A 24,255-nucleotide genomic window follows, 5' to 3' on the forward strand; every position below is an offset into this window, starting at 1 on the left:
GCACACCCATTCAAAATCATCGCTTCATCCTCGACATTCCGGTAGATCAAATCACCGATCGCACCCTCTATCAGCATGTGAGCATGGACACTTCAGAGACGATCTCCGGTGGCAACCTGTTTCCTGACAGTATTGCGCTGGATGAGGCCTTTTTCTCCATAGAGGCCAACAAAGCCACCTTTCCCGTGTCCGTGATCCAGCAGCGGGACCAGACGATCCTCTTTTGCGAATGCGCAACAAACAATGGTCACCTGTGCCTCCATCAGGCCAGAGCCCTCTCCGCGCTGAGCCGGCAGGAGGACCTGCAGCTCTTCTTCAACACCCAGCTGCGGCATGCCCGGCTCAAGCGCGTCGCTTATGACTATGGGCTGGAAAACGAACCCAACCTGGATGAGCACTTTAAGTTAGAGCTGTTTCAAAACCGTCTGGTGATCAATCCGGTGAATCCGGCACTCACAGCGGTCAAACACGAGCACCTCACGGAGCTCAGAAACAGCATCCTCAGCAATGAAACTCCATTGGTATCGGGTATCAATTCCGAGGTTGAAACGCAATTCATCGTCTTCAGACAACACAAATACTATAAGTATCTCCAGGCAGAGCTGTGCTCGGCACCTCATACCCAACAAGGAAAAATAAAGGCCCCCATCCACACCATCGACACTCAGGCAGCCATCTGGAACACCGCCGATTCAAGGGAAATAAAATTTCTGATGGGTATCGGACAGCTTAAAAACCGAACGGCGGAACGGCTGGGTGCACAGGACATTGCCGCCCTGCGTGCCGTGATCAAAAACCCAATGGGCTACCCCATCTACCAGACCTCCTCAGAAAGCCTCTCCCCCAAGTCGCTACTGCCGATCAAGGTGCGGCAGCTTCAGGAGGACATCATCCTCACCGTGAGCGAAAGCAAAGGCACTTATGAAATCTCCGCCTCGGTATCGGTCAATGGTGTCACTCATCAGATTGCCGAACTCTCGCTGAAGCTGCAATGCTTTCTGGTGATCGCAGATACCTGGTACTTCGTGGACAAGCTTCCGGTACTCTCCATCGTCCAGCTACTCAAACAGAAGTCGGGCCGGATGATTATCTACTCCGCTGCTTTCCGTGAGTTCAAAGCGCAGTTTCTGGACAAAGTAGCGGACAAGATTCACATCGAATACACTTTCATTGCGAAAGCTTCCCCGCGCCAGCTCGCAGCCAGTGAGTATGTATCCGACACAGAAAAGATCATCTACCTTTCCGATTTTGGCAGCCACGTGATGATCATGCCCGTGATGCGCTACAACGACGTGGAGATACCTGTCAGAACCAAGCGCCAGGTGTTTGGCAAAGACCAAAATGGTGGCGAGTTTCTCGTGGATCGCGACACCCAATCGGAAATAGCACTCACTGCCTTGCTCATCCGGCAGCACCCTGACTTTCCAGAGCAGCTGGAGAACGAACTGGATCACTTCTACCTGCACAAGCGCCAGTTTCTGAATGAAGACTGGTTTCTCCCTGCGTTTGAAGACTGGGGCAATGCCGGGATCACCGTGCTCGGGTTCAATGAGCTGGAAGGCAACAAGCTCAACCCCCACAAGCCCCGGATCGACATCAAAGTACTGAGCGGTCTCAACTGGTTCAACGCCACCGTCAGTGCGCGCTTTGGTCGTAAGAAAGCCGCTGTAAAAAAGATCCAGGTGGCCGTGAAAAACAAAAGCAAATACGTGCAACTGGACGATGGCACATTGGGCATCCTGCCTCAGGAGTGGATAGAGAAGTTTGCTGGCTATTTCACTGCCGGAGACCTGAACGACGAAGACATGATCAGCATCCCAAAAATCAACTTTTCAGACATTGAAGCACTGTTTGATGAAGAGATGCTGGACGAAACCACCAAAAATGACATCCGGCTGCTGAAGCAAAAAGTGGAAGACTTTACCAGCATACAACCTGTGCCAGTGCCCAAAGGATTAAAGGGCACCCTTCGGACCTATCAGCAGGAAGGATTAAACTGGCTCAACTTTCTGGATGAATACAACTTTGGCGGATGCCTGGCCGATGACATGGGTCTGGGTAAGTCCATACAGATTATCGCTTTTGCCCTCCTTCAAAAGGAAAAAGCACCTGACAGCACCAGCCTGCTGGTGGTACCCACCACCCTCATCTTCAACTGGCAGGCCGAAATCACCCAATTTGCACCCGGATTATCGGTGTATACCCTGCAGGGTGCTGACAGAATACGCGGCACGGAGGGGCTGCAGAAATTTGACCTCATCCTGATCTCCTACAACACGCTACTCACGGATGTCAGCTACCTCCGCAACTTCGAGTTCAACTACATCTTTCTGGATGAATCTCAGCAAATCAAAAACCCGGAATCTCAACGCTACAAGGCAGCCCGGCTGCTCCAGTCCCGTAACAAGGTGGTCATCACAGGCACACCGATAGAGAACAACACCTTCGACCTCTATAGTCAGTTTTCCTTTGCGTGTCCCGGCCTGTTTGGCAACAAGCGCCACTTCAAAGAGCTCTACTCCGTGCCGATAGACCGCTTCAAAGACAGCCAACGGACCAAAGAACTGCAGCAAAAGATCAGGCCTTTTCTCCTCAGAAGAACCAAACAGCAGGTAGCCAAAGAGCTACCTAAAAAGACCGAAATGATTCTCTATTGTCCTATGGAGACTGAACAGCGACAAACCTATGACGCCTACGAGAAGGAGTTTCGCGACTACATTTCAGTCACGGAGGCTGAGGAGCTGGAAAGAAATCCTATGCATGTGCTCAAGGGCCTCACCAAACTACGACAGATCTGCAACTCCACCAGGCTGCTGAAAAGTGACGAAGTGCTGGGCAGGAAAACCTCCTCCAAGATTGAAACACTCATGGAGCAAATTGAAAACAATGCGCCACACCATAAGATGCTCGTCTTCTCTCAGTTTGTCTCTATGCTGGAGCTGATCCAGGAAGAATTGGATACCAGAGGCATTGGTTATGCCCTCCTCACGGGGAGTACGCGCAATCGGGAAGCAGTGGTCAATTCCTTCCAGCAAGACGATGACATCCGGGTGTTTCTCATCAGCCTCAAGGCGGGAGGTACCGGCCTCAACCTGGTAGAAGCCAGCTATGTTTATCTGGTAGACCCCTGGTGGAACCCAGCCGTGGAAAATCAGGCCATCGACAGGGTGCACAGGATCGGACAAGAAAACAATGTGACAGCTATCCGGCTCATCTGCCCTGACACCATTGAGCAAAAAATCATACAGCTCCAGTCCACTAAAAAAGCACTCTCCGGTGAACTCATCACAGAAGACAGTGCATCGGCCAAGCTCCTGTCCAAAGCGGAACTGCTAAAACTGCTCTGACGTGAATATAAAATCATCATAATTTCGGGTCATTGCTAGGACAACCCGATTGCCTGACCCAATTTCGCAGAACGACTAAAACTATGCAATGAACCTCAAAACGCCCATCGGAAGATTAAGAGTACTGGCCATTCTGGAAGGTGTCAGCTTTCTGCTTTTTGCCGTCACCATGCCGCTGAAATACTGGCTTCAAATTCCCGAACCCAATCTATATGTAGGCATGACGCATGGCTGGCTGTTTATTTTTTACGTATTCTTTTGCATTCAGAACATCTTCATTCATAGCTGGAGCTTCAAAACTTCCTTACTTTCACTGGGTGCATCGCTGATCCCTTTTGGCACCTTTTACGCCGACTCCAGGATCTTCAAACCACAACAAAGGGCCTCAGGGACGCGCTAAAACTTACGTACGATCACCACCCCAATAACCACCAGCACGATACCCAATACGCGCATAGGGTTTATAGGCTGCTGCTGTGCTCCGAGGACACCCAAGTTGAGCACAAAATTCAAATCTCCTTCAGAATTAGATTTTATTTTGCATTCGTATCGTATCTAATTACCTAATTGCAGAATACCCAACCATACACAATTACATGAAATCAATTGCCTTTTTTCTCCTATTCATCTCTCTTCACGCTTCCGCTCAAATCGCCAAAGACTCCATAGCAGAAGACATGCTCATCTTCCAGCGAACCGTGGGCGGTTGGCCCAAACACATCCCCCTTCGGGGCAAAAAAGAAATCAAGGTGAATTATGAAAAACTGAACCTTACTGACCGTGAAAGACTGCTCATCAGGGCGGATTCTGGCCGGCTGGATGCTACCTATGACAATGGGGCCACCACAAAAGAGATTCGCTACCTGGTGCAGGCCTATCAGCGAACCAGAAACCCTGAGTATCTGGAAGCCGCCGAAAAAGGCATCGCCTATATCCTGGCTGGTCAATATCAGGACACAGGCGGATGGCCCCAGTTTTATCCGCTGCGCGGCGGATACCCCAATCACATTACCTACAATGACAACTCCATGGTGAATCTGCTGAACATCCTCAGAGACGTGGTGGATGGCAAAAACGGTTTTGAGGTGGTCAGTCCGAGCTTCAGGGAATCATCCCAAAAAGCCATTGCAAAAGGAATTGACTGTATGCTCAAAACCCAGATCGTAACCAATGGTAAGCTGACGGTCTGGTGCGCCCAGCATGATGAGCTGACCCTCCTGCCAGCCAAAGCCCGTGCCTATGAGCTCCCCTCCTACAGTGGACAGGAAAGTGTAGGAATTGTCAGGTTCCTGATGGGTGTAGAAAACCCGTCAGACAGTATCATGAACGCCATCCAAAGTGGGGTGCAATGGCTCGAGGATCATAAGATTGAGGGTTATACCATCGAATTTCAGAAAAACGATGGACAAGGCAGAGGGTATGACCGGGTACTGGTACCAAAGGATGGAGCAGTTACCTGGGCCAGATTCTATGACCTTGAAACCGAGCAGCCCTTTTTCTGTGGCAGAGACGGGGTGAAGAAAGCCAACATGACAGAGATAGAATACGAACGCCGGGTGGGCTATGGCTGGTATGGTGAATGGCCAAAAGACCTCCTGGAGAAAGACTGGCCGGAGTGGAAGGAGAAGAACCTTAAGTGACAGCATTCTGAAAGACCCAATTTCACTATTTTCCCGACTGATGAAAGGATCAATGAGGTTTTTTGCCCGATTTGTTTTTAATTTACGTACGCCCTAACTAATAAATTTTAGAGATTTCCCCAAATCTCTTTTCGCCGCGATTAACTGATTTATGTATTCAACCGAAACTAAAGAATCCGCCCTTATATCGGGTGATGTCATTCAAGACAGTCAGCTGGTAACCTTAAATGAGCATTTTGATGTGCGTGGATCATTCACAGAAGTGTTCCAGGACAACTGGAACTCTGTGATCAATCCTGTGCAATGGAGCATGGTGAAATCTGAAGAACAGGTATTGAGAGGCATGCATTACCACAGAAGACACGACGAGTACTTTTGTCTGGTACAGGGAAGTTGTTACCTCGGCCTTAAAGATTTACGTCCCGAGTCCTCATCTTACCTAAAATCCTCCCTCTATTATTTAACTGCTTCAGACCTTAAAGCATTGATCTTTCCAAGAGGGGTAGTTCATGGCTGGTATTTTATAGAGCCTTCGCTACACCTTCAGGCAGTTTCTGAGTCTTATGAGGGATATGGTGATGAAGACAATTTTGGCTGCAGGTGGGATGACCCTCAGCTCGGTATTCCATGGCCATTTGAATCGGCAATCATTTCGGAGAGAGCAAATGATTTTGGATCATTAGATGAACTACCACCTTTTTACAAAGAGCGTCTTTAGTTTTTGGATGATCCTGCCTGGTAAATGAGAAAGTGTTTTCCCTTTGATGATTATTGTTTCTGACGCCAATCTTTCACGTTCTTTCAGGAGGTTTAAGGTAGCCAATCTCTGAAAATCCTGAACCGCCTTATCGGATGTCATGAGGGGGTAGAATTTAGCCAGATCCCTGGCCCGGCGTTCGGCAGACCATCCCGGGTGGTCTCCCCGCTTAAAATAGAGGATCGTAGGGTCTTGCGTAGATGTAAGATTCAGACTCCGGTGTGCCATAAACTGCTTCCACATGTAGATGTCTGTTGGAAATGAGGAGGGCGTAACCCGCCAGCCATAAGGCAACTCTTTATAAAACTCCAAGGTGTGGCCTACCTGAGAAAAAAGATAGTACCCCTTAGTGGCAGGCGATGGCCCATCAGCATGGCTGTAATACCCAAAAAAAGGCTTGCGGGCAAACTCAATATCATGATTCTCCAAAACACTCAGGCTGGTATGAATGCAGAAATTATGCTCCTGCAAATGCGCGTACATCAGCTCAATGTGATTTGGCAGCATCAGGTCCCTATCCAGTAAATAGCAAACAATTTCCCCTCTGGCTTCCTCAGAAAGTGCCTGATGGCGATATGTTTCACCTCTTCGATCTCCTTTTGGGTGATCAAAAAACCGTATTCTATCGTCCTTCAGCATCAGGCCCTGAATCACAAGCCTCGTGGCTTCATCTACACCATCTCCAATAACGAAAATCTCAATTTCCTTTTCAGTTTGCTGGAGTATACTCCCTATCGAATAGGGTAAAACAGGAGCCCGTTCCTTGGTGGTGGGTAAAATGACTGTGGCTTTTACTTTCATTCGCATTCTATCCGACATGCAGATTCAATTTCAATGATATGATTGGTCAACCTAACACCCTCCTCCAAATCCGTAAATGGGGCGGGGCCACCTTCCAGATAATTCAAAAACGCGTTAAGTTCAATCCGAAGCGGAGGAGTATCGTCAAAGTAAATCCTTTCTGAACTTTCACTGGTTAATTCACTCTGATCATCACCGTGATACACCGCCACGTAATTTACCTGTTCATCCCGGAGGATTGCAACAGCCTTCGTTCCAAAAACACTGATTTCACGTACCTTATGCGGATATCTGTTGGATACTTCAAAATGATAATATGGCTCAGATCCCATCAGAGCTGTTAATCCCCTTATGATTCCATTGTGACGCTGGCATACCACTTGCTTCTTTTCAGGTATTGCTCCCAGGATAGACTCACAAATTGATAAGTCGTGTATGGCCAGGTTCCAAAGACTATCCGTGTCCTTTCGTGGGCTGGTCCAGTTGGCCCTGACAGACTTGACACCTTTGATGACGCCCAATTTACCGGACTGTGCCAGTTGGGCCAGCAGCTGTACTCCCGGGTGATACCTCCATATATGCATTACATAGACGTCTTGGAGATCAAGGTGTTGAATTACCTTAAGCTTTGCACTGGAATTGGTCAGAGGTTTTTCCATAAAAATGGGCAGCTCATAGGGCTTCAGCATTCCTAGCAATTCATGATGTGATGCTGTGGCTGAAGCTATGATCACTCCATCCAATGGCCGCTCTATCAACTGATGGAAGTCAGCATGGTAAGTTACCTGTTCATGTAGAAGTAAGCTATTGTCCACTTTTATTACTGGATCAAATACATGAACTTCGCTACAGAGCAGGATTAATTCTTCGAGAATTTTATGACCCCAAATACCACATCCAATTAATCCAATGGACAGATTTCGCATGAGCAAATATGATTAGTTGGAGCTCAATAATCTCAAATAAATTCAATAAAAACACGATGTTCATGCTGGGTGAGAAAGGATTCACCCTGCCCTTGAATCTGTTGACATTCCTCATTATGGCCCGCATGTTTGGGCCAGTGGACTTTGGACTGATGAGTTTTGGATTGAGTCTGGTGGCGATTTTTGCGCCATTTTCGAAGCTTGCCTATGAGACCATTATCACCAAATACCTCTCTTTAGGTTATCAGCAAAAATCAGTTCTTCGGGGTTCAGTCAGACTCAGACTTCTGGGAAGTTTCGTGGTGTTTTCATTACTTGCCTTCACCGTTTTTCTGTTCCTTGAAGACCAGGTACTTATCTCTTTCATTTTGGCTATGGGTGCTACCCTGTGGGTGGAAGCGCTCATGGTTCAGGATTCCCTTTTCCAATCTGTACTGAAATCGAAATACAACACCTATGCCCGATCCACAGGCATCGTCGTTGGGTCATTAATGAGAATTGGTGTGGCTTATTATCTGCAGGATATCTTTCTCATAGGTCTTTCCTTTATACTAGAGCGGCTGATTACACTCCTACTGATGCAGTATTTCGCCTCGAAACTCAATCAGGAAAGGACTGCCGATCTCGGAGCAACGGTAACAAGTCAAAAGATCTTTCTGGAGTCACTTCCGCTGATCATGACCAATATATTTGTGCTCGTTTCTTTCAAAGTGGATCAGATATTCATTGAATACATGATCGGACCAGCGGAGGTGGGCATCTATGCCAGTGCTGCCCGTTTCAGTGAGGTCTGGTACATCCTCCCTGTGATTGTCATGTCTACTTACTTTCCATTTATCGCAAAGAACATTTCTGAGAGGGTAAAAGTAGAAGGCGTCCTTTTGAAAATATCTCGATCTCTGATGTTTTTATCCATCGGTTTAATTTTCATCGTAAGTATCGGAGCTCATTTTCTCATCGAAAACACCTTAGGACCCGCATTCATTGAAGCGGCAGATGTATTGAAAATTCATATTATCACAAGTATATTCTTCTTTGCGGGGCACCCCATTAGCAAAGTTCTCATAGCGCGAAATAAAACCTGGATTAATTTTTCAGGTAAGCTGGTAGCAGCACTATTGAACATTGCACTGAACCTTATACTTATCCCAAACTGGGGAATACAAGGTGCTGCCTTTGCTACCTTAATCTCTTATGCTTTTGGCTACTATCTTTTCTATTTTTTCTACCAGGAAACACGATCTTTGGCCTGGAAAATCACAACGGAACCCCTGAGATCTATTTACAGTTGGTTTGGAAAACTCTTAAACGTGTCGAAATGATTACCCTCAGAAAAATAGGATTGGTTCTGTTTTTTGGCACACAAATGATCCTGATCATATTTGGGTATTTTTCGGACACCAAATACTTCTGTTGGGTTCCCTATGACCAAATATCTCTGTACAGCATCGAAGTAAAGGTGGACAATCGCTTTCTGAGCCGGGAAGAGATACAGGCCAGGTACAGACAACCCTCCACAGGGCGTGAAAACCGGAATATCGAAAATCTCATATCCATCATCCAACAATATGAAAGTACCTACGGAGCTGGTCAGTCGGCAAACGTAAAACTCACTTATCAAACCAACGGAAAAGAACTTAAGACATGGGAGTTAACACCTTAACCAATGCCGTTGGTGCAAGAGTTTTGGCTTTGGGGCTCTTTGGTTTTGGATTCGCGACAGAGCTTCTGAGAAGCGATCTCCCATTCCTCCCGTTTATAGGTTTCTTTGATACCATACCCATTGGGGCATTTAATTTATGTCTCGGCCTGCTTCTGATAATGTCTGCACTGGGAGTCCTATTTAACATTCGACTAAGAACAAGCAGCCTATTGCTGGGCTTAACCATTTTAGTGAGCATATTATCATGCAAACCGCTCTATAGCACGTCCATCACCCTCATTTCATGCCTGCTCATCCTTATCGGCTTAGGCCTCCACGGCTTTCTGCTTCGCTTGCAGCTGTCCATTGTATATTTTGGGGCAAGTGTGAACAAACTTGCAGACAATGACTGGTGGAATGGCGCCTACTTTGATTTTTTCGCAACAGACATTTTTCATCTACCCTTCTACGAAACGATTGGACAACTTTTCCCCGGGCACCTCACATTTGCCAAAATTCTTGGAGTCACCACTATTTTGATAGAACTGGCTCTGGCCATGCTTTTTCTAATACGCCGCTCCGGAAACGCCCCTATCCTACTGGGCATTCTGTTCCATGGCTTCATGCTGGTTTGGACAAAAGGCGAACTTTCAGTGATTTACTTCTATGTGATGTCCATTGCATACCTCCTGGTTTATATGAAAGAAAATGAGTCAAATAGAGGTCTTGCAAAAGTGTTTCTCACATGGAATTACCGCGAAAACAAAAAAATAAGGTTGACTTACGAACACGCAACTTACCTTTCTTATGCATTGTTCATAGGGATGACCAAATTGCCCAAAATTTACCGGATCGTGAATGTCCTTTATTCTGATCTATGAAACCTGTAGGTGGATCCAGATCAATTAAATCAGGTCTCCAACGATCAGTAAAAATGAAGATTAAATGAGCCACCACATTCCCATATCCAGGATCAAGCCAGACATACAGATAACAACCGCTCGCAGCGGGGGGCCAGGCGGACAGCACGTAAACAAAGTGGAAACGAAAGTAGTCCTCCGGTTCAATGTGATGGCGTCAACACACCTCACCGAGGATGAAAAAAATCGGATACGTGAGAAGATTGGCAGCCAGCTCACCAATGACGGATCGCTCATCATCACAGCCGATAGTCATAAGTCGCAGCTGAAAAACAAAGAAGTGGCCTTTAAGAAGCTGGACAGGATACTGACCAAGGCCTTCTTTGTTCCCAAAGCCAGAAAGAAAACTAAACCTTCCAAATCAGCCATCAACAAGCGTATTAAAGCCAAAAAGGAACACAGTGAAAAGAAAAAATGGCGTGGAAAGATTTAAAAACGGTCTCTACTTCTTCAAATTGCCGTTCTCCACATTTTCACGAAGGAGCGCTTCTGTATAAGCCCAGAGTGTATCGGACCCTTTGCGAATGCCCTGCACTTTTTCCAGCACCCGGTCAAGAGTCACGTCAAACTCCGTCCACGTCCCCCCCTGATTGGAAGCATTTTGCATGATCGGCTCCAGACGGTCCAAAGCCTTAGCAAATCGGGCCTCGCCGGTTTCTCCGGCTTCAAACTCCTCCCAGGTGGCAATAAAATCTCTCATCTGTTTCTCCGGGAGCAACCCGAAAATTCGTTTGGCTGCCGCTAACTCTGCCTCGGTGTTCACATGGTTTTGGGTGGTGTCATAGAGAAATGTATCTCCGGCATCAATCTCCACAATGTCATGAATGAGCAACATCTTCATCACTTTGAATAAATCCACCGGAGCACTGGCATGTTCTGCCAACACCATTGCCATCATGGCCAGATGCCAGCTGTGCTCAGCATCATTTTCATGTCTCTGACTGTTGAATAGTCTCGTTTTGCGCTGTATGTACTTCAGCTTGTCTATTTCCCTGATAAAAGTCAGCTGTTGTGTCAGTCTATCTACATTCATTGGATTCGCTCAATAGTTTTTACTTGTTTACTTTTAGGCTTCACAAAAGAACCTCAACTTTCCCTAATAGTAAAGGACATTTGTCCCATTGATGATATGATCCGGGAAAATCCAGCGCTACTTCGATACCTTTCTGAATTACATCTGGCCAACGGGCCGGTGACTGCCTCCGACTTCCCACCTAAAACTGAAATCATTGGTCAGGAGAAAAATGTGAAGGCAGCGTTTGTCATCACCTCTGGTATAGCCAAATGCTATCTTCATGAGAATAACGGCAGAATATTCGTTCAGGAGTTTTTCGGTCCTGGAGAACTCTTCGGGGAGGTAGAACTAATCCGGCAATCTTTAAGCTTTAGCTGCATAGAGGCGATCACCCATCTCTCTGCATTCAGGATTGGTCAGGATGATTTTCATGCCCTCTTACACGCTGATTCCCGGTTCAATACCCTCATCCTACAGTCGCTGGCCAACAAAGTACGCTACAAGGCGCTGCGACACGCCCACAACCAATCACATCCGGCAGCCGATAACCTGGTGCGGTTACAGCAGACCTTCCCTGACCTTTTTCATACCATTCCCAAGCAAGATCTCGCAGACTACCTGGGCATCACCCTTCGAAGCCTCAATCGGATTTTGAGAGGAACCGATCAGTAAAAATCATCACCTTTTACGCAAAACCCCTAATTTCGCGATTCATCTAATATGAACGAATTGCCTTTTGATCCCTATAAAATAGACCTGCCCATCACGGAGGTGATAGATGAAGTCAAATCCCATCTCTCGGCTGATAACACCCTGATTGTGAATGCGCCACCCGGAGCAGGTAAGAGTACGCTGCTACCACTAACACTGCTGCAGGAAGAATGGCTGAAAGGTCAGAAAATACTGATGCTGGAACCCAGAAGGCTGGCGGCAAGAACCATAGCCAGTCGCATGTCTGAACTCATTGGAGATCAGGTAGGCAAGACCGTTGGCTATCGGGTGAGGTTTGACAATAAGGTATCTGAGAAAACACGGATTGAAGTACTTACAGAGGGCATTCTGACCCGCATGATCCACTCGGACAACAGCCTGGAGGGTGTGGGGCTGGTGATCTTTGATGAATTTCATGAGCGCAGCATACATGCAGACGTTGCACTGGCGCTTTGTCGTGAAGCTCAGCAGGTTATCCGTCCTGACTTGAGGATTATGATTATGTCCGCCACATTGGACATGCCACAGCTCACCACGCTACTCAAGGCGCCATCTGTGGTGAGCAAAGGACGGCAATACCCTGTTGACATACAGTATGTTGGGGAGCAGGACCTTATGCTCCTACCAGAAATGACCGCCCGCACCATCATCAAAGCTACCAAAGAACACCCCGGAGACGTGCTGGCCTTTTTCCCCGGCGAGGGGGAAATCAGAAAATGTGAGGAGCTGCTCAGAAAAGAGTTAAAGGGATTTGCTTTGCACCCGCTTTATGGACAACTACCCCAAGGAAAGCAGTTTGCAGCCATCATGCCGGATCGATCAGGAAAGCGAAAGGTGGTGATGGCCACCTCCATTGCAGAAACCAGCCTTACGATTGAGGGTATCAAGATTGTGGTGGATACGGGGTTTGGTCGTACCTCCAAATTTGACCCTAAGTCCGGGCTCTCCAGACTGGAAACGGTACAGATCTCCAAAGACTCTGCCGACCAGCGGGCCGGACGGGCCGGCAGGCTTTCGGCCGGGGTTTGCTACCGCATGTGGTCCAAAGCCACACAAGCGAGACTCTCTGAACACCGAAATCCGGAGATCATGGAGGCCGATCTCGCAGCTCTCGTACTAGACATGGCGCAGTGGGGCATCGTGGATATCAACCAGCTCACCTGGCTCACTCCTCCTCCGAAAGGCGCACTGGCCCAGGCCAGCGAAACCCTTCATCAACTGAACGCACTGGAACATGGCCGGATCACGGCACATGGCAAAAAGATTCACCAACTGCCCTGTCATCCACGGATCGCACACATGCTACTGGAAGCCGAGGAGGCTGATATGCTGGAGCTGGCCACGGATGTGGCTGCCCTGCTGGAAGAACGTGATCCACTGGGGCGCGAAGCTGGTATCGACATCAACCTGAGGATAGAAACACTGCGCCGCTTCCGCGATGAAAATCGACTGGGTAAGAAGTTTGCCAGGATCGAAAAAGTAGCAGAATCATACCGCCGTATGTTTGATATCGAATCGGACAATGGCCCTGTAGATCCGTTCGAAACCGGCCTCATTCTATCCCATGCCTACCCCGAGAGAATCGCCTTTGCGCGTCCGGGAAACAATGCACAGTTTCAACTCTCCAACGGGAAATATGCCATGGCAGGACACAAAGATGACCTGGCACATGAACCGTGGTTGTCCATTGCCCATATGGATGCCCGCGATGGCATGGGCAAGATCTTCATGGCCTCACCCCTCAACCCGCGGGACCTGGCCCCACTGGTGAAAGAACGTGAAGTAATCACTTGGGACACCAAAAGAGGTGGGTTGATTGCCACCAAAGACCTGAGGATTGGCAGCATTATCCTTCAGTCCAGGCCACTCCCGGATCCGGATGAGTCACACCTGATTCAGGCCATCTCTGAAGCGCTCAAAAAAGAAGGCGGCCACCTGCTGGATTTCAACGAAAATGTGGAACAATGGCAAAACCGGGTATTGTCTTTGAGAAAGTGGAACCCACAAGGCAACTGGCCGGATGTGAGCACACCTACCCTGCTCATGACTAATGCGGAATGGCTGACGCCCTACCTGGATCAGGTGAAGAAACCTGACGACCTGAAAAAGATTGACCTGAAAAGTGTGTTGCATCACAGCCTGAATTGGGAACTACAGGAGCTCCTGTCTAAACTGGCACCCGAAAAGATAGAAGTCCCCAGTGGTTCATCTATCCCACTTCTGTATAGAGCAGATGGTGAGCCTCCCATACTGGCTGTTCGCCTTCAGGAGGTCTTTGGACTGGCTGATACCCCCAGGGTGAATGACGGTAGGAATGGTGTACTCATACACCTGCTTTCACCTGGTTATAAACCGGTACAAATCACCGCCGACCTACGTAGTTTTTGGGACAATGCCTATTTTGAAGTGAAAAAAGACCTGAAAAGAAGGTACCCTAAACACTCCTGGCCGGATGATCCATGGAATGCTGAAGCCGTGCGGGGCGTCAAGAGGAAAAATAGTTAGCTGTATTTCCTGGACCTAATCAGCTCCCCCTTTTGTGGTATTTTGAAAGATAATATTGATTCATTGGGCAAAAAGTAGTTACTTCATGCCCAGGAAACACCTCTATGCTTCAAGAATTACAAATCAGGAAACTGGAACACCTCTTCCGCATCATTGACTTTGATCACAATGGGCTCCTTCAAAAATCGGATTTTCAGAGTATTGCAGACAATGTAGCGATTTTCACTGGCATCATTGAAGACGATGATCACGACAACCTGCTACGTGAAGAAGGTAATATGATCTGGGGCTTTATCCAGGCCTATTTTCAGCAACCAAATCTGCAGAATATTGATGTCAAACAGTGGATTGAATTCATGGAGAATTTCTTTTTTGGGGCGGATGATGAGGTGTTAGACCAAAACATTACACTCATCATCAACCGATTACAGAATGTGTTTGATAAAAACAAAGACCAGCTCATCTCGCGGCTGGAGTTTATGAGCATTTTTGTATCCTTCAGGGTAGAGGTGCGCTTTGCTAACCAGTGCTTCAAGGCCATGGACCTCAACAGCGATGGATATATCAGCACCGATGAACTGGTACATGCCGCCATGAACTTCTTCAAGAGTAATGATCCTGATGCCCTTGGCAATCAACTATTCGGAGAGCTTGGCTCCTCCCACTTCCAAAGCGTAAAAGTTCAGTATTAACAAAAAAAGACCACCAATCTGGCGGTCTTTTTTCCTCGGTCAATTTTAAAGAAATATTTACTTTTTAATAGCTGGCAGCTTCGCCTTCACTTCTATTGAATACAGTCTGCCTGTGAATGGGGCCGCTGTAAATTCTCTGAATTCTGAATCGAATACGTTGGTCACCTGACCTGCCACCTGGAAGATATCATTGATTTTATATCCTAATCCCAGGTCTACATTTACAAATCCACCAAGCGGGCCATAGTTCCAGGTGTCTGTGCTTCGGGCATTCTCCCTGATCGGTGTACCTCTCCAGTTCAGATCCTGAGTTTTGGCTGCAATCTGAAAACTTGAAAAGTAGTCATACTCCTGCACCCATCTCATGTAGACATTCCCAAATAGCTTGTCGCCTCTAAAGTAAAGACCTGTTCCAAACTTATGCTTTGGAGCGTTTACCAGGATGTCCAGTTTGTTCACTACACCATCCTTGTTGAAGTCATTGTTTTCCAGGTCATCTTCATCCACACTATAGTCGAAATAGGAGTAGTTGAATGTCCAATTGATCTGATCATTGAGATAGACATTGGTACCAATATCAAACCCATAAGTATCCACTTGACCAAAGTTGACATAAGAGAGGACCAACCCACCATATGCTCCATAACCGCTCTGTACCTCACTCATAGGCGTATCTCCACGGTGGGTGGCTACTCCCACTACAGTGGCAGGAGACAGGAAGTCTTCGGAGATGTTATAGTAAGCGTTGGCATCCAAAAAGAATCGCTGCGGTACCAGTTCGCCTTTGTAGCCGATCTCAAAAGTCTGGATTTTCTCCACTGACTGTTTCTTTACCTTGCTACCGTCAGTCAGGGTGAATCCCTCTGCATTTCCAAGAATCAGTCCTGCGAACAAATCACCATACATGTTCAAAATAGTAGGTGTGGCTATGCCCTTTCCATAAGTAAGTCTAAAGGCGCCATTACCAGCACTGTATACCAGTCCCGCTTTAGGGATAAAGTTGAATCCATAAACTTCATGGTTATCTCCACGGAAAGCAGCTACCGCTTTGAAAGCCTCTGTAAACTGATAATCCAGCTGTCCATACACCCCTATCTGATTGATGATGATCGGGTCTTTTCCTCCATTGTCCAGCAAGTAGGTACCATTACTATTGGCATTATCCCTTTGCCACTGTGAGCCCACTACCACTTTGGCTTTGCCAAAAGTATCGTGATACTGCACCTCTGCATTCCATCTCTTGGAGTCATCAGCAAAGGTGGCTCCATTGCCCAGTGAGCTTGTATCAGCTTCGACTTCAGTAGCGCCATTGTCTATCGCATTGTAGTAATTTTTGGTACGTTGATCAATCGCATAAGTATCTTCAGTAGAGCTGGAAGTATTATATACCTGAGCAAAGAACTTATCAGAGACGTATCGCAGGTGGAAGTAGTTCATCTTCCAGTCTTTGATCTGGTTTCGTCCCACGTTGGTCGGAGAAAGGTAAGTACTGTTGCTTCCTCCCCAGCTGAAAATAAGATCTGAGTTATCAGTGACACTATAGTAAAGAGCTGCTTCTGCTCTTAAAAACTCTATGTCATTATCAAGTTTATACTCTTCATAACCTTCTTTCACGCCATCCGCATTTCTATCGATGTAGACTGAGTCCATAAATTCGAACTCTTCAGCCTTGGTGTACTCACCACTCACTTTGAAAGCCAACTTATCATTGAGAACCTGTGCGTGACGAACTCTGGCAGAGAGCATGCTCTGATTCCCTACACCAAGCGCCACAGTGGTACCTTGAGAAGATCTGGGATCTTTGGTAATGGTATGTACCAACCCATTGTGGGCATTTGGGCCATACAGCGCCGCATTTGGCCCCAAAATCACCTCTACCTGCTCAATATCTTCCTTGATTTGCGTGGTGAGCGGTCCCATAGGCAAGCCTGTAGCAATGAGGGTAGAGAATCGACCATCATTTACCTGAAGGTTCTTGGAGTTGAAGTTGCTATTAAAACCACGGATATTAATCCCCGTACCTACGACTCCCGCTCTCAGGTAGTCCACACCTTTCATCCTTGAGAGAAGCTCTCCAGGGTTAAAAGAAGGTAGCTCGTCAAGGCTCTTGCTGGAAATAATCTCTATGGTGGCTGGAGTCTGAGTGATCTTCTCTGGCTGACGAGATCCGGAAATTACCACCTGATCAAAAGAAAAAATGGACTCAGCCAGGCCAATGCTCCCCAGGTCAACATCTGCACCTGATACGTTCACTGAGCGAGTGAGTTCCTCGTAACCTACAAAGGATACTTTGATGGTATATGAGCCATCTGCTACTCCTGATATCTCGAACGAACCGTCGACATTGGTGGTCGCTCCTTTTGAGGTGCCACTCAATATAGCCGACGCCCCTATTAAGGCCTCTCCTGATTTCGCGTCGATCACTTTCCCGCTCACAACATTTTGGGCGAAAGACTCAAAGCACAAGAAGAAAAGACTTGCGATTAAGATGGTATAAGTTTTTTTCATTTTTTAAGTTTTTAGGTTGTTTGATTAAATCCTGTTCAATAAACATAGAAAAGCGCCCAACAAGAATGTGAATATCGCAATTATAAAAGGTGCGGACTTTTCAAATGAAAAATTCCGATAAGTGATTTAACATACTATATATCAGGAATATACGAGTTTAAAAATATGCCATGACTTTTATTATATCCAAAATGTCCCAAAACCTCTGTTTTTTATTTGATTTACCTCAGGTGAATATTTAACCGCGCTATTTGAGCAAGCTCTTTCAACACTGTGATAAAATTGGCTTATACCGTAATAGATGAATTTCAGACAGAAAGCCTGATCTGGACATTACGAAAATGCACGCGACTAAAAATACGGTGCTATCGGAGATTAGAATTGAAGGGATGAACCTCTACTGTTTCTGATAAAGTCGGGTTCTGGCCATGATGACCGTCCGGGGGATATACGACTCAAGTTCTGACAGTACCTGATTGAGAATAAAAGATTTATGTGGATTGGACACATGCTCCCGGGAGAAATCCACAATAGATTCTACCAGCTCCTTTGCTTCCAGGCGACCCACTTTGAGCAGGGCTATTTCATAATACCACCGGATAGTGGGCAGGTAGATGGATTTGCTCCTGTCGTCTTCATCTTTGGCAATGAGATTATAGCGTTTGAATACCTGTAAGATCTTATCGTACTTCTCCTGCTTGATCAACCCTTGGATGTACGCCGTGAAAAACGAGTACCATCGCTCCTTGAGAATCTCATCCTTATAGATTCTCAAAAAGCTATCGGCCAACATCTCTCCCCGCTGCGGTTGATTGTTGAGGTTGAGACATTTGATATAAAAGGATATAAAGCCAATCTTATGATAAAAATTGGAAGACTTCTGAACCTCTGAGAAGGACTCTTTCAGCAGATTCAGTGCTTCTTCTATTTTACCCCGCCGAATAAGAATAGAACTGAAGTTGCTCAGATACTGCACATGATCGGCATTCTTTTGTCGGATAGAGAGGTAGCCGTATTCCTCTGCCTGCTGCAATACATCAAACTTGGAGTGTAGCATCAGTCGGTTGGCGTAATAGTTATACAAGATCCTCCGGGTATAAAAAATACCCCTGGCCAGCAACTCGTCTAACCGGTCGTAGACCTCCCGGAGTTTTTCAAACTCCCGACTATTGAAATAGAGAAAGGTAAGCCTGACCACAGCCATGTACCGATTGAATCCATCCAGGTTTTCATTTTTGAAAAGTGAAAGCAGCCAGTCCTCCCACTGCCTGGAGTCTCCTTTTTTGAGGTTAAACTGTTCAATGATATCCACTGTAGCCTGATGCAGCTTTTGATTCACCTCCTTGGAATAATCATAATCAGCCTTATATCGCTCTACGAAATCATTGACCTCCTGATAGTCCTTGTGCCTAAGACGAATGAGCAGGTAATGCCGATAATTTTGTACCAGCTCATAGAATTTCATGAAGTTGTGAACGGGGTGCTCGTAATTTTTGATCCGCTTCAAAAGGACTTTCTCCTCCTCATGACTAATGGCATCCGTGATCACCTTGCGGTCCATGTCATTGACCCATTCGAAATAGCTGTCTACATCTATGCTATCCAGGCGCTTCTGAATCCAATCCATCAGACTGGAGTATTTGCGTTTGTCAATGCTGGTATTAAACGGCATCTTATTCTGCTGGCCGTGTGCGTTGGCACTCACACGCTTTAGGATTTCTTCCTTCTCCACATCTTCAAACTGCTGAATACTGGTGAGGTAATCCGCCTCGTGAGGAAGGATCTCAGCAGCAAAGGCCGTAAATTTCTTGAGTTTGGTCTTCAATAGGTAGTTGGCTAGTTGGTCAGAAAACTATCCACAATTTCGTTAATCTCGGCAGGTTTATCAAAAGATATGAAATGACCACAGGCTGGGATGAACTTCAGCACTGCATCAGGGATTTGTGATGTGCCTGATTCGGCCACCGATTTGGTAGTCAGGCCCGGATTCAGGTAGCGATTGGGAATGAGCGCATCCTCCTCCCCGTAAACCACCAATGTTTTCTGTCTGATCTCCCCTAACCGGTCCGCAATGGGCTGATCCAGCATGCCATGGACACCTCTGGCCACCGATTGGCAATAAGCCTCAAAGTCGCTAGCTTCCTTCATATTGATCCTGTCCTGAATCATAAACTCCACTGATTCGGGCATTTGATAGAAGTTCATGGCCCAACTGGCTCGGATTTGAGCCTCGGTAGCCTTCAGGAAAGTCTCCGTGACAGCTGTCGCTTTCAGAAGACTGGCATGCTCGTCAATGAATGTCTCGAAACCTGCCGGTGCCAAAAGAATGAGTTTTTCAAACTGATTTGGCAAATTAAGGACAGTAGATACCGCCACCTGTGCACCCATGCTATGTCCAACCAGCACCACATTTTTCAAACTCAGCGAGTCAATCAATTGACCTAGCACATGGGCATAATAACTCATATTGGCAGGATAATCACCTTTGGAGGATCGACCATACCCAGGCAGGTCGATGGCCACGCATCGGTATCTGCTTTGCAAATGATCTACCATGGGGTACCATGAAGGAATGTAGGTAGCCAGACCATGGATGAACAACAGGGTTTGGTCCCCTTGTCCTTCATCAATGTATGCAACTTCTGTCTCCGAGTTGATCGTCAGGTAATGCACGGGGTACTTGTAGGTAGCTATCATTTCGCTCACATTGGTGGGATTTTGCCCATGTGTCAAAAAAGGCAACATCACAGTAAAACAAATGGCTAATACTTCTCTAAACCGACACATATTGTTAAGCTAAATTTTTCCGATCAATTTTTCCGCTCCCATTTTTTGGCAACTCATCCAGTACCTCAAAGTACCGTGGCACCTTAAATTTGGCCAGGTGATTGGCACAATGTTCCCTGAGCAATGTCTCAGAAAATGAACACCCCTGCTTCATGGTCACAAAGGCCTTGCCCACTTCACCCCATTTGACATCCTTCACCCCTATAACTGCCGCTTCATCCACACCATATAGCCCTCTAAGTACCCGCTCTATCTCTGCCGGATATACATTCTCCCCACCCGAAATAAACATACACTTCTTCCGATCCACCACATACAGGTATCCATCACTATCCACCTTCACCAAATCACCAGTATGAAACCATCCGTCTACAATCGTCTTTTGAGTGGCTTCCTCATTTCTCCAGTAACCAGGAGTGACCATTGGCCCTTTCAGACAAAACTCTCCCACTTCATCTGGTCCGACTCTGCTGCCTTCCTCATCTACAATCTTATATTCAACATAGAAATTCGGCTTTCCAATAGAGCCGATTTTCAGCTCCGCATCGTCCTGATGCAAAGAAGTAAGATTTGGGCCCACCTCAGTCAGCCCGTAGCCCTGTCGGATCTTCACTCCTTTTCGATGCCAGGTATCGATCACCTCAAGCGGCAGGGCTTCCCCCCCCACTATAAAGTAACGCATGGCATCCAGACTCACCGATTTGAACTTCTCACTGTCAGCCATCATCTTGAGCATGGTAGGCACACCCATGAAAAGGTTCGATTTTTCCAGCTCCATTAATTCCAGCAGGAAATCCGGATCAAACTTATTCATAAGCCCTATGGTCGCTCCGCGGTGTAGCATAGGTGTCACCAGCACATTCCACCCTCCTGTGTGAAACGGAGGCATACAATTGATCGTAAGGTCAGCTGGAGTGATCTCCAGGCTTTGGCTGGTATTGAGGCTATTCCAGAGGAGCATCTTGTGAGAATAGATGGCCCCTTTCGGGAAACCCGTAGATCCAGAGGTATAGAGAATAAAAGCCGGATGATCCTCTACCAGCTCCACTGCTTCAAATTCATGGTGCGCCTGTTGTTGACTGGCGAGATCCTCCAGCCACAGCACTTTAATATCGGCCTTCAATGCAGCCACCACACCTTCAAACTTTCGTTCAGCAATCAAAAGCCTCGGCTCACTGTCCGAAATGAGATAATCAATTTCACTGGCTGAAAGTCGAAAATTAACCGGCACCAGTGTGATCCCGGTTTTTTGCGTCATTGAAAACAACATCACGTACTCAATGCTATGCTCCCCCAATACCATCAAGCGCTCACCTTTCAGCACTCCCATATCATGAGTAAAGTAATGAGCAAGCGCTTTAGCCTGATTGTTCAGCTCCTGATAGGTTAGGCTCCTGGCAGGTCGGTATTCTTTCACTGCCACCTTGTTGGGTGTGTATTCCGCCCATTTCGATGCCCAATCCTTTCTATACATGGCTTTGAGAAGGTTTTAGATAAAAATGCATCGACAAGCCAACAATCACCGAAACGATCAGAGCGGCCGTACTGGCAATGGCTGGATTGTTAACTGTCTCTTTCATATAGGGCAAAAAGCGACCGTAATACACTGTGAAATGAACCAGAAAGGCTACAACAGAAGATGTAAATACTGTTTTCAGTCTAACATTCTTTAGAAACATCCCAAAAAGCACCGGAACGAATGCCGATGAAAAGTAGGCATACACACCATTCTGAGCAAAAATCCCTACACTCAGGTTAGGCGATTTTAGTTGCTGATAGGACAACCCAAAGCTGATGATGGCCAAAAACACAATCATCAATTTATTCACCAAAATCTCTTGTTTGTCCCTCTTGGCAGGATCATATATTTTCCCAAAAAGGGGATTGAACAAGTCTCCCGTAAGTGTGGCACTCAGGGACTGAATAAGTCCCTCCAGTGTGGACAGCCCGGCCGAGATCAAACCCAATACTACCAATATGGTTACGTAGACAGAAAATTCACTCACCACATAAGCCGACACGATACCATCCATAGGGATGGGTACGCCATTGACTGTGAGATCAGGGAAATGAAATCTGGCAAAAAGACCTACAAATACTACTTGAAAAAACACCAGCAATACCAATATACCGACAACCAGGTACCTGTTCACATCCTTTTCATCCTTTAACAAAAGTGACTTGGTAATAATATGAGGCTGGCACACGATGGCAATTCCTATCACCGCCTGGCAAAATATGATTTCAAAAAAGTCTCTGAAAAGAAAGCTGTCAGGATTGGTCAGACTGGCATAGTGTGGCCCAATGGACTCCAGTTTTTTCATAAAGCCACCAAGCCCATCCTGAAAATATTCCATCCCGGAGAAGAGCAGTATCACTGCCACCACAAACATCAGCGTGGCTTGAATGGCATTGGTATATACCATTGAATTGGCTCCCCCAAACATCATATAACCAAATACGAACACAATCACGGATAGCAGTACGATGACCGGTTCAACATTGAGGGTACTGGAGAGTACCTGAGTCAACCCGACGCAAATAAGCACGATAAACGTGACCAGCAATAAAGAGATAAATGCAAAGAAGATGGCGTAGTTCTGGCTTTGATACATCTTGCCGATCCATTGGGCCATGGTTAATGCCTTCACATGACTGCCGGATTTTCTGAATTTCTTGGTCAGTAATATCAGAGAACAAAAAATGGCCAATGGCATCACAATACCGAAGGACAACACCCCACTTAAGCCATACAAAGCGATAAATCCGGGATTGATGATAAAGGTGGCCGCACTGGTCATAGACGCAGCCAGAGCCAGGCCCACTGCCAGGGGGGAAAAACTAATGCTGCCAATCGCATAATCGCTCATGCTCTTGATCTTCAATGCCCCCCTGATTACAAAAAAAAGGATGACGAGCATGTAAAGAATCACCACGATCCAGGTAGCAAAGATCTGTTCTGAAGAAGCCAGGTTATTCATTAATAGGTATTTGGGTTGGGTACAAGTTAATAACGAATGGCTGCCGCAGCGAATGCCAATCCACCTCCTGAGCCTATAAAAAGCAAAAGATCGCCTTTTTTCAGCTTCCCTTGCAAATAAGCATCATGCAGGGCCATAGGTATGCAGGCCGACCCGGTGTAGCCGTATTTATCCATGACCATATGGGCCTTGTCTCTGCTTACCCCCAGATTGTCCATGGTTTCATTGATGGAGTTAAAATTGAGCTGGGTGATGAAGTAGTGATCCACTTCATTAGGCACCACCCCTATTCGCTTACAGATATCCTCAGCCATCTCTGTCCACATTTTTGGATTCAGCTCTTTTGGGAATTTGTGTACGAACTTGAGTTGATGGTCATGATTTTTGAGGACCGTTTCTGTCACGGGCTGGTGAGTAGCTCCGGCATATATGCCCATCCAGCTATTGTATTGTCCTTCGGTTTTAAGGTCGCTGGCCAGAAATCCCTTTCCTTCCTCAGCACTGGCAGACATCACCACTGCTCCTGCACCATCGGCAAACAGGGTTACCGTTTTTTTATCATGCTTATTGAGGTACTTGCTCATGGCATATCCGCCTATGACCAGGATGTGCTGGTATCGCTCATCTGCAGCGATGTATTTGGCAGCCACATCCATGGCTGTTACAAACCCTGCACATGCGGTATTCAGGTCAAAAGTTCCGGCATTCTTCAATCCAAGCCGGTCCTGAATGACTGAAGCCGTGGATGGAGAGACGTACTCCGGGGTGTCTGTAGACAGTATCACCAGGTCAATGTCACCCGGCTCCAGGCCAGCCTCACCAATGGCCTGACGAGCCGCCGCCTCACAGAGGTCAGCCACAGACTCATCCTCAGTACACCACCTTCTGGTGGTAATGTTTACATTTTGTCTTAGCCAGGTGTCTACGTCCTCACCTAGCAGGTCGTTAAAATAGCTATTGGGGATCTCCTGTTCTGGGGCATAGGAGCCTATTCCGGTTATTGTTGCTTTTCTCATGAATCTG

General features: G+C 46.7%; 20 protein-coding genes. 11 read left to right on the forward strand and 9 right to left on the reverse strand.

Annotated features, from left to right (window positions below; all coding sequences use genetic code 11):
• The first annotated feature begins 83 nt into the window (after positions 1 to 83).
• The 4 genes from RIH33_RS12165 (at position 84) to RIH33_RS12180 (ending at position 5,705) form a co-directional block, all read left to right on the forward strand.
• On the forward strand, positions 84 to 3,347 hold the full coding sequence (locus RIH33_RS12165; protein ID WP_406653150.1) for a DEAD/DEAH box helicase: 3,264 nt from the start codon (positions 84 to 86) through the stop codon (positions 3,345 to 3,347).
• Positions 3,348 to 3,435: 88 nt separating this feature from the next.
• Positions 3,436 to 3,747: a DUF3817 domain-containing protein gene (locus tag RIH33_RS12170; protein WP_406653151.1), complete on the forward strand. Its 312-nt coding sequence runs from the start codon at positions 3,436 to 3,438 to the stop codon at positions 3,745 to 3,747.
• A gap of 196 nt (positions 3,748 to 3,943) precedes the next feature.
• Entirely contained in the window at positions 3,944 to 4,987 is a 1,044-nt protein-coding gene (gene pelA / locus RIH33_RS12175; protein WP_406653152.1) for a pectate lyase, read from the forward strand.
• A gap of 151 nt (positions 4,988 to 5,138) precedes the next feature.
• Positions 5,139 to 5,705, forward strand: coding sequence for a dTDP-4-dehydrorhamnose 3,5-epimerase family protein (locus RIH33_RS12180; RefSeq protein ID WP_406653153.1), 567 nt, complete (start codon positions 5,139 to 5,141; stop codon positions 5,703 to 5,705).
• On the opposite strand, the gene RIH33_RS12185 is transcribed toward RIH33_RS12180, so the two are convergent.
• Positions 5,676 to 6,563: a glycosyltransferase family 2 protein gene (locus RIH33_RS12185; RefSeq protein WP_406653155.1), complete on the reverse strand. Its 888-nt coding sequence runs from the start codon at positions 6,561 to 6,563 to the stop codon at positions 5,676 to 5,678. The genes RIH33_RS12180 and RIH33_RS12185 overlap by 30 nt on opposite strands.
• Positions 6,542 to 7,471, reverse strand: a complete 930-nt coding sequence (locus tag RIH33_RS12190) for a Gfo/Idh/MocA family protein (RefSeq protein ID WP_406653157.1) — start codon at positions 7,469 to 7,471, stop codon at positions 6,542 to 6,544. The genes RIH33_RS12185 and RIH33_RS12190 overlap by 22 nt, the downstream gene beginning before the upstream one ends.
• Before the next feature lie 56 nt (positions 7,472 to 7,527).
• On the opposite strand from RIH33_RS12190, the gene RIH33_RS12195 reads away from it, so the two are divergent.
• From RIH33_RS12195 to arfB, 4 genes are all read left to right on the forward strand, one after another.
• Positions 7,528 to 8,793, forward strand: a complete 1,266-nt coding sequence (locus RIH33_RS12195; RefSeq protein WP_406653159.1) for a flippase — start codon at positions 7,528 to 7,530, stop codon at positions 8,791 to 8,793.
• Positions 8,790 to 9,134, forward strand: a complete 345-nt coding sequence (locus tag RIH33_RS12200) for a hypothetical protein (RefSeq protein ID WP_406653160.1) — start codon at positions 8,790 to 8,792, stop codon at positions 9,132 to 9,134. Before RIH33_RS12195 ends, RIH33_RS12200 begins: the two co-directional genes overlap by 4 nt.
• Positions 9,116 to 9,994, forward strand: a complete 879-nt coding sequence (locus RIH33_RS12205; protein WP_406658710.1) for a hypothetical protein — start codon at positions 9,116 to 9,118, stop codon at positions 9,992 to 9,994. Before RIH33_RS12200 ends, RIH33_RS12205 begins: the two co-directional genes overlap by 19 nt.
• A gap of 64 nt (positions 9,995 to 10,058) precedes the next feature.
• Complete coding sequence (gene arfB, locus RIH33_RS12210) at positions 10,059 to 10,466, forward strand: alternative ribosome rescue aminoacyl-tRNA hydrolase ArfB (RefSeq protein ID WP_406653162.1); 408 nt, start codon at positions 10,059 to 10,061, stop codon at positions 10,464 to 10,466.
• 9 nt (positions 10,467 to 10,475) lie between these two features.
• Here arfB and RIH33_RS12215 read toward each other — a convergent pair whose 3' ends face one another.
• Positions 10,476 to 11,066 carry an HD family hydrolase gene (locus RIH33_RS12215; protein WP_406653164.1) on the reverse strand — a complete coding sequence of 197 codons (591 nt, stop codon included), beginning with the start codon at positions 11,064 to 11,066 and terminating at the stop codon, positions 10,476 to 10,478.
• Between the two features lie 96 nt (positions 11,067 to 11,162).
• Here RIH33_RS12215 and RIH33_RS12220 point away from each other — a divergent pair, with 96 nt between their 5' ends.
• From RIH33_RS12220 to RIH33_RS12230, 3 genes are all read left to right on the forward strand, one after another.
• Positions 11,163 to 11,720 (forward strand): Crp/Fnr family transcriptional regulator, encoded by a 558-nt coding sequence (locus RIH33_RS12220; protein WP_406653166.1) that lies wholly within the window; start codon positions 11,163 to 11,165, stop codon positions 11,718 to 11,720.
• 48 nt (positions 11,721 to 11,768) lie between these two features.
• Positions 11,769 to 14,264: an ATP-dependent helicase HrpB gene (gene hrpB / locus RIH33_RS12225; protein WP_406653168.1), complete on the forward strand. Its 2,496-nt coding sequence runs from the start codon at positions 11,769 to 11,771 to the stop codon at positions 14,262 to 14,264.
• Positions 14,265 to 14,368: 104 nt separating this feature from the next.
• Positions 14,369 to 14,956 (forward strand): EF-hand domain-containing protein, encoded by a 588-nt coding sequence (locus RIH33_RS12230; protein WP_406653170.1) that lies wholly within the window; start codon positions 14,369 to 14,371, stop codon positions 14,954 to 14,956.
• Positions 14,957 to 15,013: 57 nt separating this feature from the next.
• On the opposite strand, the gene RIH33_RS12235 is transcribed toward RIH33_RS12230, so the two are convergent.
• The 6 genes from RIH33_RS12235 to RIH33_RS12260 form a co-directional block, all read right to left on the reverse strand.
• Positions 15,014 to 17,464 carry a TonB-dependent receptor gene (locus RIH33_RS12235; protein ID WP_406653171.1) on the reverse strand — a complete coding sequence of 817 codons (2,451 nt, stop codon included), beginning with the start codon at positions 17,462 to 17,464 and terminating at the stop codon, positions 15,014 to 15,016.
• A 397-nt stretch (positions 17,465 to 17,861) separates the two neighbouring features.
• Positions 17,862 to 19,289 (reverse strand): hypothetical protein, encoded by a 1,428-nt coding sequence (locus RIH33_RS12240; RefSeq protein ID WP_406653173.1) that lies wholly within the window; start codon positions 19,287 to 19,289, stop codon positions 17,862 to 17,864.
• 11 nt (positions 19,290 to 19,300) lie between these two features.
• Positions 19,301 to 20,161 carry an alpha/beta fold hydrolase gene (locus RIH33_RS12245; protein ID WP_406653199.1) on the reverse strand — a complete coding sequence of 287 codons (861 nt, stop codon included), beginning with the start codon at positions 20,159 to 20,161 and terminating at the stop codon, positions 19,301 to 19,303.
• A 94-nt stretch (positions 20,162 to 20,255) separates the two neighbouring features.
• Entirely contained in the window at positions 20,256 to 21,725 is a 1,470-nt protein-coding gene (locus RIH33_RS12250; RefSeq protein ID WP_406653174.1) for a class I adenylate-forming enzyme family protein, read from the reverse strand.
• A complete protein-coding gene (locus RIH33_RS12255) occupies positions 21,718 to 23,232 on the reverse strand; it encodes a sodium/pantothenate symporter (protein WP_406653176.1) in 1,515 nt (504 codons plus the stop codon). The genes RIH33_RS12250 and RIH33_RS12255 overlap by 8 nt, the downstream gene beginning before the upstream one ends.
• Positions 23,233 to 23,258: 26 nt before the next feature.
• Positions 23,259 to 24,248, reverse strand: coding sequence for a 3-oxoacyl-ACP synthase III family protein (locus tag RIH33_RS12260; RefSeq protein ID WP_406653177.1), 990 nt, complete (start codon positions 24,246 to 24,248; stop codon positions 23,259 to 23,261).
• Positions 24,249 to 24,255 lie beyond the last annotated feature (7 nt).

It is taken from the genome of Marinoscillum sp., assembly GCF_040222955.1.
Classification (GTDB): Bacteria; Bacteroidota; Bacteroidia; order Cytophagales; family Cyclobacteriaceae; genus Marinoscillum.